11 protein-coding genes are annotated in these 7,432 nt (G+C 67.7%); 3 read left to right on the plus strand and 8 right to left on the minus strand.

All coding sequences use genetic code 11. The features are described from left to right. The first annotated feature begins 59 nt into the window (after positions 1-59). Positions 60-389: a GNAT family N-acetyltransferase gene (locus tag ACT4N8_RS08710; protein ID WP_444857741.1), complete on the plus strand. Its 330-nt coding sequence runs from the start codon at positions 60-62 to the stop codon at positions 387-389. A gap of 5 nt (positions 390-394) precedes the next feature. Here the strand turns inward: ACT4N8_RS08710 and nadC are convergent, their stop codons facing one another. The 3 genes from nadC to ACT4N8_RS08725 are packed head-to-tail and all read right to left on the minus strand — an operon-like array spanning position 395 to position 2,959. After that, entirely contained in the window at positions 395-1,240 is an 846-nt protein-coding gene (nadC, locus tag ACT4N8_RS08715; RefSeq protein ID WP_444857742.1) for a carboxylating nicotinate-nucleotide diphosphorylase, read from the minus strand. Positions 1,241-1,247: 7 nt separating this feature from the next. Beyond that, positions 1,248-2,249 carry a quinolinate synthase NadA gene (gene nadA, locus ACT4N8_RS08720; protein ID WP_444857743.1) on the minus strand — a complete coding sequence of 334 codons (1,002 nt, stop codon included), beginning with the start codon at positions 2,247-2,249 and terminating at the stop codon, positions 1,248-1,250. Positions 2,250-2,275: 26 nt separating this feature from the next. Beyond that, on the minus strand, positions 2,276-2,959 hold the full coding sequence (locus ACT4N8_RS08725) for a DUF4230 domain-containing protein (RefSeq protein ID WP_444857744.1): 684 nt from the start codon (positions 2,957-2,959) through the stop codon (positions 2,276-2,278). A gap of 197 nt (positions 2,960-3,156) precedes the next feature. On the opposite strand from ACT4N8_RS08725, the gene ACT4N8_RS08730 reads away from it, so the two are divergent. Continuing rightward, positions 3,157-4,092 (plus strand): LysM peptidoglycan-binding domain-containing protein, encoded by a 936-nt coding sequence (locus tag ACT4N8_RS08730; RefSeq protein ID WP_444857745.1) that lies wholly within the window; start codon positions 3,157-3,159, stop codon positions 4,090-4,092. A gap of 9 nt (positions 4,093-4,101) precedes the next feature. On the opposite strand, the gene ACT4N8_RS08735 is transcribed toward ACT4N8_RS08730, so the two are convergent. Beyond that, positions 4,102-4,968, minus strand: a complete 867-nt coding sequence (locus ACT4N8_RS08735) for an MBL fold metallo-hydrolase (RefSeq protein ID WP_444857746.1) — start codon at positions 4,966-4,968, stop codon at positions 4,102-4,104. 224 nt (positions 4,969-5,192) lie between these two features. Beyond that, the gene (locus tag ACT4N8_RS08740; RefSeq protein ID WP_444857747.1) at positions 5,193-5,981 is read right to left on the minus strand and encodes a helix-turn-helix domain-containing protein; all 789 of its coding nucleotides are present in this window, start codon (positions 5,979-5,981) and stop codon (positions 5,193-5,195) included. A gap of 135 nt (positions 5,982-6,116) precedes the next feature. Between ACT4N8_RS08740 and ACT4N8_RS08745 the strand changes: the two genes are divergently transcribed. Continuing rightward, complete coding sequence (locus tag ACT4N8_RS08745) at positions 6,117-6,500, plus strand: hypothetical protein (protein WP_444857748.1); 384 nt, start codon at positions 6,117-6,119, stop codon at positions 6,498-6,500. On the opposite strand, the gene grxD is transcribed toward ACT4N8_RS08745, so the two are convergent. From grxD to ACT4N8_RS08760, 3 genes are read right to left on the minus strand one after another with little or no spacing between them, the layout of a single operon-like run. Beyond that, entirely contained in the window at positions 6,497-6,826 is a 330-nt protein-coding gene (gene grxD / locus ACT4N8_RS08750) for a Grx4 family monothiol glutaredoxin (protein ID WP_444857749.1), read from the minus strand. The two genes, ACT4N8_RS08745 and grxD, sit on opposite strands and share 4 nt — an antisense overlap. A 13-nt stretch (positions 6,827-6,839) precedes the next feature. Then, positions 6,840-7,073 carry a BolA family protein gene (locus ACT4N8_RS08755; protein ID WP_444857750.1) on the minus strand — a complete coding sequence of 78 codons (234 nt, stop codon included), beginning with the start codon at positions 7,071-7,073 and terminating at the stop codon, positions 6,840-6,842. A gap of 4 nt (positions 7,074-7,077) precedes the next feature. Then, entirely contained in the window at positions 7,078-7,404 is a 327-nt protein-coding gene (locus tag ACT4N8_RS08760; RefSeq protein ID WP_444857751.1) for a DUF1476 domain-containing protein, read from the minus strand. Positions 7,405-7,432 lie beyond the last annotated feature (28 nt).

A 7,432-nucleotide genomic window follows, 5' to 3' on the forward strand; every position in this document is an offset into this window, starting at 1 on the left:
CGACATTGCGGCCGTTGCTGCGGAACTGGCGCTGCGGCTGACGGGCGCGGGCGTTTAGCATGGCTGATAAAGCCCCGCCGCCCCCCGAATGGCAGGTCCGCGACAATGCGGCGCGGCATCGCTTCGAGATCGCACTCGGCGATGCGACCGCCTTTGCCGAATACAACCTGCTCAGCCGGCAGATCATGTTCACCCATACCGAGGTGCCGCCGGAGCATGAGGGCAAGGGGATCGGCGGCGCGCTGATCCGCGCGGCGCTCGCCTCGGCGCGGGAGCGCGGGCTGAAGGGGATCCCGATCTGCCCCTTCTTCGCCGCCTATATGCAAAAGCATGCGGAGGTGCAGGACCTGCTCGACGCCGCCTGGCGGAAGCGGTTCGGGCTGGATTGAGGCGCTCAGACCGCCGCGAAATCGAGGCCGATGTCGGCGGCGGGGGCGGACTGGGTGAGGCGGCCGACGGAGAGGTAGGTGACGCCGGTCTCGGCCTTGGCGCGGATCGTCTCGAGGGTGATGCCGCCGCTCGCCTCGGTGGGGACTCGGCCGGCGATCAGGGCGACCGCCTCGCGCAGGGTGGGCACGTCCATATTGTCGAGGAGGAGGTGGGTGGCGCCGGCCTGGAGGGCGGGCTCGATCTGGTCGAGCCCGTCGACCTCGACGATGATCCGGTCGAGACCCGCCGCGGCGGCGCGGCGGACGGCCTCGGCGACCGAGCCGGCGACGGCGACGTGATTGTCCTTGATCATCGCCGCGTCCCACAGGCCCATGCGGTGATTTTGCGCGCCGCCCATCCGCGACGCGTATTTTTCGAGGACGCGCAGGCCCGGCAGGGTCTTGCGGGTGTCGAGCAGGATCGCGCCGGTGCCGGCGATCGCCTCGACATAGCGGCGGGTGAGCGTGGCGATGCCGGAGAGGTGCTGGACGAGGTTGAGGGCGGAGCGCTCGGCGGTGAGCAGGGCGCGGGCCTTGCCGGTGACACGCATCAGATCGGCGCCGGCGGGCACCACCGCCCCCTCCCCGCTCAGAATTTCGATCGCCGCCTCCGGATCGAGTGCCCGAAAGAAGGCGGCGGCGATCGGCAGGCCCGCCACTACGATCGCGTCGCGGCTGTCCATCACACCCGTGAAGTGCGCGTCCGCCGGGATCACCGCTTCCGACGTGACGTCGCCGCCCTCGCCCAGATCCTCGGCGAGCGTCTCGCGCACGAAACGGTCCAGATCGAAGCGGTCGAGCGCGAAGGTCACGCGCGTCCTAGTCGCCCGAAATCTGCGGCTTGCCGACGTCGCCCTTGCCGACCGTGTGCGCGGCCATTTCGAGCATGCGGTCGAGCGACTTCTTCGCGGCGAGGCGCAGGCCCTCCTCGATCTCGATGCGCGGCTGCAGGTCGCGCAGCGCGACGTAGAGCTTCTCCAGCGTGTTCAGCGCCATGTAGGGGCACATATTGCAGTTGCAGTTGCCGTCCGCGCCGGGCGCGCCGATGAAGGTCTTGTGCGGCGCCGCTTTCTCCATCTGGTGGATGATGTGCGGCTCGGTGGCGACGATCAGCAGCTCCGATTCGCTTTCCAGCGCATATTTGAGGATGCCCGAGGTCGCGCCGACATAATCGGCATGGTCGATGATGTGCGGCGGGCATTCGGGATGGGCCAGGACCGGCGCGCCGGGATGCTTCGCCTTGAGCTTCAGGAGCTCGGTCTCCGAGAACGCCTCGTGGACGATGCACACGCCCGGCCAGAGCAGCATGTCGCGGCCGAACCTGCGGTTGAGCCAGCCGCCGAGATGCTTGTCCGGGCCGAAGATGATCTTCTGCTCGGGCGGAAGCTGGTTGAGGATGGTCTCCGCCGACGAGCTGGTGACGATGATGTCGGAGAGCGCCTTCACCTCGGCGGAGCTGTTGATGTAGGTGAGCGCGATATGGTCCGGATGCTGCGCCCGGAAGGCCGCGAACTGTTCGGGCGGGCAGCTGTCCTCGAGGCTGCAGCCGGCATTCATGTCGGGCAGGATCACGATCTTGTCGGGCGAGAGGATCTTGGCGGTCTCGGCCATGAAGCGGACGCCGCAAAAGGCGATCACCTCGGCATCGGTCGCCGCCGCCTTGCGCGAGAGATCGAGGCTGTCGCCGACGAAATCGGCGAGGTCCTGGATTTCCGGCGCCTGATAATAATGGGCGAGGACGATGGCGTTGCGCTCGAGGCGGAGGCGGTCGATCTCGGCGCGGAGGTCGAGGCCCTTGAGGCTGACATTGGGTGCGTTCATCTCGTTTCCCCGTGGGCGGCGGCCGGTCAGCGATCGGCGCTGCGATTGGCGGCGGCTTCGTCGATCCGGCGCGGACGATCGAGCAAGGCAGCCTCCTCGCCTCCCGCCGGATTGGTGAACCTTACCGCCACGCTGGCGTCAATCCCCGCGGCTCTCAGCGGCATGGCGAAGCTTCTCGCCACGGTCCGCATCGCCGCCTGTCGCGCCAGGTGCATCGGGGTCCGTGCACGCGCCTGGCGCATGAGTTCATCCTGAGCGCTCCGGCGATTGGCCTGATCGAGCTCCCGTTCGGAATTGGTGAGCGCCATGACGATGCCGCCCTCCGAATATTCCTGAACCTCATTCAAATCGATGTCCGGCGCCGACATTTCAAGGGGCGGCAGCGTCACCGTGAGGGTTTGTGTCGCCGCCTCCCAGGCGAGGCTCTCGCGGCGCAGGCGCGACAGATCGACGCCGTAGCGCACCGTGCCGGGCATGATCAGGGTCTTGCGCGCGGTCAGGCCGAGCCGGCTCTCGCTCGCCGTGACCACCGCGACGAAGCGCGCGGTGAACATGGTGAGGCGGCCCTGCTCGCGGATCGAGAGCAAGGTGGCGTCGGCGACTGCCTGCGGATCGGGCGCACGTGGCGCCGCGGCGGGGCGGAGCAAGCTGCCGAGCAGAAGGCCGATGAGCAGGGTCACGGCGACGGCGCCCGCCAAGAGCAGCCTCAAGTGGCGTCCATCCATCACTTGCGTTCGCTAAGCTTCGACAGACTTGCGCCAAGTCCACCCGTTACCGGACAAAGATGATCGCCATGCAGGCGCCATGATCTATTGTCAGGTCCACCACACAAGCGCATGAGGTCGATCGCCGGGATCATCGTCTTTGCTTCGTCCGCAAGCTCGGCGCGATCAAGGGGGGAAGAGCCATGTCGAACACCTATACCGTCAAATCGGGAGACACGCTCGGAAAGATCGCCGCCAAGCTCGGCACAACGGTCGCAGCGCTCGCCCAAGCCAACGCCATCCAGGATGTCAACCGCATCCGGCCCGGACAGGTGCTGAAGATTCCCGGCGCCCCCGCGGCCGCCCCGCCGCCGCCGACCCCGTCGCCACCGCCTCCTCGGCCAGCACCCGCCCCGGCGCCAGCGCCGCGCAATCCTTACGCCCCGGAAAACCTCGCGCTCGGTGTCAACGCGATTTTCCAGACCGCGATCCTGGAGGCCGCCCAGCGCACGGGCATGCCGCCGCAGACCGTGGCCGCGATCATCAACGCCGAAGCCGCCAAGAAACGCAACGGCGAGTGGAATCCCGACAGCAAGGCAGGCACCTCGTCGGCGTCCGGGCTGACCCAGTTCTTGGACGCGACCTGGCTCGGCGAGGCGAAGCGGGGCGGCGGGCTCCTCAACGCCGAGGCGAAGGCGTTGGGGCTCGTCTCCGCTGCGAACGCCGTCGTGAGAAGCGCCGAACTGCTCGGGAAGCGCTTCGATCCTCGGCTGTCCATCCTCGCCGGCGCCGACTTCGCGCGGAACAATCTCGCGGCGATGCGGGCCGTCGGGCTGATCGGCGGCACGGTCGACCCGGCGGGCCTGGCCAAGCTCGCTTATGTCGCCCATCACGAGGGGCCGTCCCGCGCGATCCGCGTCCTCAAAGGGGATATGGGCTACGTCACCGACGCGCTGTTTCGGGCCAATGTGGTCGATGCCGCCCGGCGCCAAACCTTCATCAACCGGGCGGGCGGCAACAAGGGCTTGGGCTACCGCATCTGGCTGACCGAATATACCGACACAAATATCGACGTCTGCAAATTCATGGCGGACAAGACAGGCGTGAACGTCCCCAGCGTTGCGACCTTCTACCGCTAAGGTCCGAGGTCAAGCGGCGCGGGTCCATTCTTCCCCCTCCCCGCGCACCAGCCCGCGCTGTTCGAGTTCGACGAGATGGGCGAGCACCGAGCGGCCGGCGGCGGCGTGCAGGCGCGGGTCGATGTCCCGGTACATCGCCGCGACCATCGCCGGGATGCGCCCCTCCCCCGCTTCGAGCTGCGCCAGGATCTGCTTTTCACGCATGCGGCGGTGGACGATGAGCGCGCGGACGTGGGCGTGAGGCTTTTCGACCGGTGGGCCGTGGGCCGGGAAATAGACCGAATCGCCGCGGGCGAGGAGCAGGTCGAGGCTCGCCATATAAGCGGCCATGTCGCCGTCGGGCGGGGCGATCACCGTCGTCGACCAGCCCATGACATGATCGCCGGTGAAAAGCGCGCCTTCGCTATCGAGCGCGAAGCAGAGATGGTTGGACGTGTGGCCAGGCGTCGCGACCGCCGTCAGCGACCAGCCGTCGCCGGTCACCTGCTCGCCGTCGGCGAGGATCCGGTTCGGCGCATAATCGAAATCGAAGGCGGCGTCGGCGCGCGGGCCGTCATCGGCGATGGCCAGCGCCGCGCAACCAACGATCGGCGCGCCAGTCGTCGCGGCAAGGACGCGACTCGCCGGGCTGTGATCGCGGTGGGTGTGGGTGCACATGATCGCCACGATCCGCTCGCCCGCCGTCGCGGCGAGGATCGCCTCGACATGCTCGGCGAGATCGGGCCCGGGATCGATCACCGCCACCTCATTTCTGCCGACGAGATAAGTCTGCGTGCCCTGATAAGTGAAGGGCGAGGGATTGCCCGCGAGCAGGCGCCGCACCTTCGGGTGCGCCTGCTCGATCCGGCCGGTGGGGGCGTCCGCCATGACCGGCATGTGGCACCGCGCGGACTTAAAATGAAGGGAGCGGCTGCCGGAGCGCGAAAAGTGTCGACGCGGCTTACACTCGGCGAGAAGGTTAATTTCGCTTCACCATGAAAAGGTCCGGAAATCCGCGCCCGTTAGAAACTGGCACGGGCCATGTATCTATTTCGGCGTCCACATCCACTCATGGGCGGGCCAGCGCACTTTTCCGGTCGCGCGGCCCGCCCAATCTTTTTCTAGCCCAGATTCCTGAGCGCCTCGGCGGTCTCCGGATCGGCGGGGAAGAAGGATTCGATCGCGATTTCCGACAAGGTGACCTCGACCGGGGTGCCGAACACGGTGGTGGTCGAGAAGAAGGACAGCCGGCCGGCGGGCGATTCGAGCTGGAGCGGCACCAGGATCGCCGAAGCTTCGATTGGCGGCGCCTTGCTCGCCGGGGCGGGATAGGCGGCGAGCTCCTCCCGCAGCGCCTCCAGCACCGGATCGGCGCTCGCCGCGACCTGGCCCGCCAGCCGATCGAGGAGATGGCGCTTCCATACGGCGAGATTGACGATGCGCGGGGCGAGGCCCTCGGGATGGAGGCTGAGGCGCAGCACGTTGGCGGGCGGCGCGAGCAGGTGCGCCGCGACGCCGCCGAGCAACAGCGGCACCACCTGATTGTGCGCGACCATCTGCCAATGGCGGTCGACGGCGAGCGCGGGATAGGGGGCGTGGCCGTCGAGGATGCGCTGCACCGCCTCACGCGCGGGGCCGAGCGCCGGATCGTCGAAGCCGCGCTCGCGATAGGCCGGGGCGAAGCCGGCCGCGAGGAGCAAGGCGTTGCGGCTGCGCAGCGGCACTGAGAGGGTCTCGGCGAGGCGCAGCACCATCTCGCGCGAGGGACGCGCGCGGCCGGTTTCGACGAAGCTCAGATGGCGGGCGGAAATCTCCGCCTCGAGCGCGAGATCGAGCTGGCTCATATGGCGCCGGCCGCGCCAAGCCTTGAGCTGCTCGCCGAACGAGCCCTGATCGACGGCAATGGTCATGGCCCCTCTCCTGCCCCCGCACGCCCGATCCCGCCATTACCCGCGAGGTAATCGACCGCCTTCCCTCGAAGGGAGCATGAATGCGCCGTCCGGGGCAAGCCCGCCCCATCCAAATGAACGGAGGACGAGATGCAAATGACCACTTTCCTGAAGCGCGTGCTGATCCTCGATGCGGCGAGCTGCCTCGGCATGGGCGCGGCGCTGGTCGCCGGCGACGGCGCGCTTTCCGAGCTGTTCGGCGTTCCCGAGCTGCTCCTCGCCGGCGCCGGCTACATGCTGATCCCGCTCGGCCTGTTCATCGGCTGGCTGGGAACGCGCAACGCCACGCACGCAGCTCTGGTCTGGCTGGTGATCGTCGGCAATGTCGGCTGGACGATCGAGAGCCTGATCGTCGCCTTCACGACGGCGGGGATCACCGGGCTCGGTTCGCTGTTCGTCGCCGGCCAGGGCGCGGCGGTGCTCGCGTTGGCACTGCTCGAATATGCCGGGCTGCAACGCTCGCGCGCGGCGGCTGCCTAGGAAGCCTTCACAATTTCCTTGTCGGCGAGCAGCTGCTGCAGCTCGCCGGCCTGGAACATCTCCATCATGATGTCCGAGCCGCCGACGAACTCGCCCTTGACGTAGAGTTGCGGCACGGTCGGCCAGTCGGAATAGTCCTTGATCCCCTGGCGGATTTCCGGGTCCTGGAGGACGTCGACCGTCTCGAACGCGACTCCGAGATGATCGAGAATCGCGACCGCGCGCTGCGAGAAGCCGCATTGGGGGAAGAGCGCGCTGCCCTTCATGAACAGGACGATGTCGTTGCTCTGCAAGAGCGCATCGATGCGGGGGTTGGCGTCGCTCATTTCATGTCTTCCTTCATTCGGGCGCGGAGGTGCTGAGCTTCAGGGCGTGAAGCTCGTTGCCCATCCGGCCGCCCAGCGCCTGGTAGACGCGCTGGTGCTGTTTGACGCGGGGCTGGCCGCGGAAGCTCTCCGCCACCACCCGCCCCTCATAATGGTCGCCGTCGCCGGCGAGGTCGGTGATCTCGACGTAAGCGTCGGGAATGCCCTGCTTGATCAAAGTCTCGATCTCTTCGGCGGGCATTGGCACGACTCTACTCCGTGGCCTCGATGAAGTGGCGCCGTGCCTCGACCGTCTTGTGCTCGAGCTGGCGGCGGATCTCGGCGTCGTCCACCTCGACCCCGGCCGAGGTGAGATCGCCGAGCAATTTGCGGACCACGTCCTCGTCGCCTGCTTCCTCGAAATCGGCGCGGATCACGTCGCGGGCATAAGCGTCGGCCTCGGCCTCGGTCAGCCCCATCTTCTTCGCCGCCCACTGGCCGAGCAGCCGGTTGCGCCGGGCGATGACCTTGAACTGCATCTCCTGATCGCGGGCATATTTGGTCTCGAAAGCCTTCTGGCGGTCGTCGAACGTGGTCATGGCATTCCTTCGCTGCCGGTTGCGAAGG

The sequence above is a fragment of the Sphingosinicella sp. genome, from assembly GCF_052387495.1.
Taxonomy (GTDB): domain Bacteria; phylum Pseudomonadota; class Alphaproteobacteria; order Sphingomonadales; family Sphingomonadaceae; genus Allosphingosinicella.

What these genes read in the sequence shown, in the direction of transcription:
- ACT4N8_RS08710 (WP_444857741.1), top strand. Translation starts at nt 60, where the DNA reads ATGGCTGATAAAGCCCCGCCGCCCCCCGAATGGCAGGTCCGCGACAAT.
- nadA (WP_444857743.1), bottom strand. Translation starts at nt 2,249, where the DNA reads ATGAACGCACCCAATGTCAGCCTCAAGGGCCTCGACCTCCGCGCCGAG.
- ACT4N8_RS08730 (WP_444857745.1), top strand. Translation starts at nt 3,157, where the DNA reads ATGTCGAACACCTATACCGTCAAATCGGGAGACACGCTCGGAAAGATC.
- ACT4N8_RS08735 (WP_444857746.1), bottom strand. Translation starts at nt 4,968, where the DNA reads ATGCCGGTCATGGCGGACGCCCCCACCGGCCGGATCGAGCAGGCGCAC.
- ACT4N8_RS08740 (WP_444857747.1), bottom strand. Translation starts at nt 5,981, where the DNA reads ATGACCATTGCCGTCGATCAGGGCTCGTTCGGCGAGCAGCTCAAGGCT.
- ACT4N8_RS08745 (WP_444857748.1), top strand. Translation starts at nt 6,117, where the DNA reads ATGACCACTTTCCTGAAGCGCGTGCTGATCCTCGATGCGGCGAGCTGC.
- grxD (WP_444857749.1), bottom strand. Translation starts at nt 6,826, where the DNA reads ATGAGCGACGCCAACCCCCGCATCGATGCGCTCTTGCAGAGCAACGAC.
- ACT4N8_RS08760 (WP_444857751.1), bottom strand. Translation starts at nt 7,404, where the DNA reads ATGACCACGTTCGACGACCGCCAGAAGGCTTTCGAGACCAAATATGCC.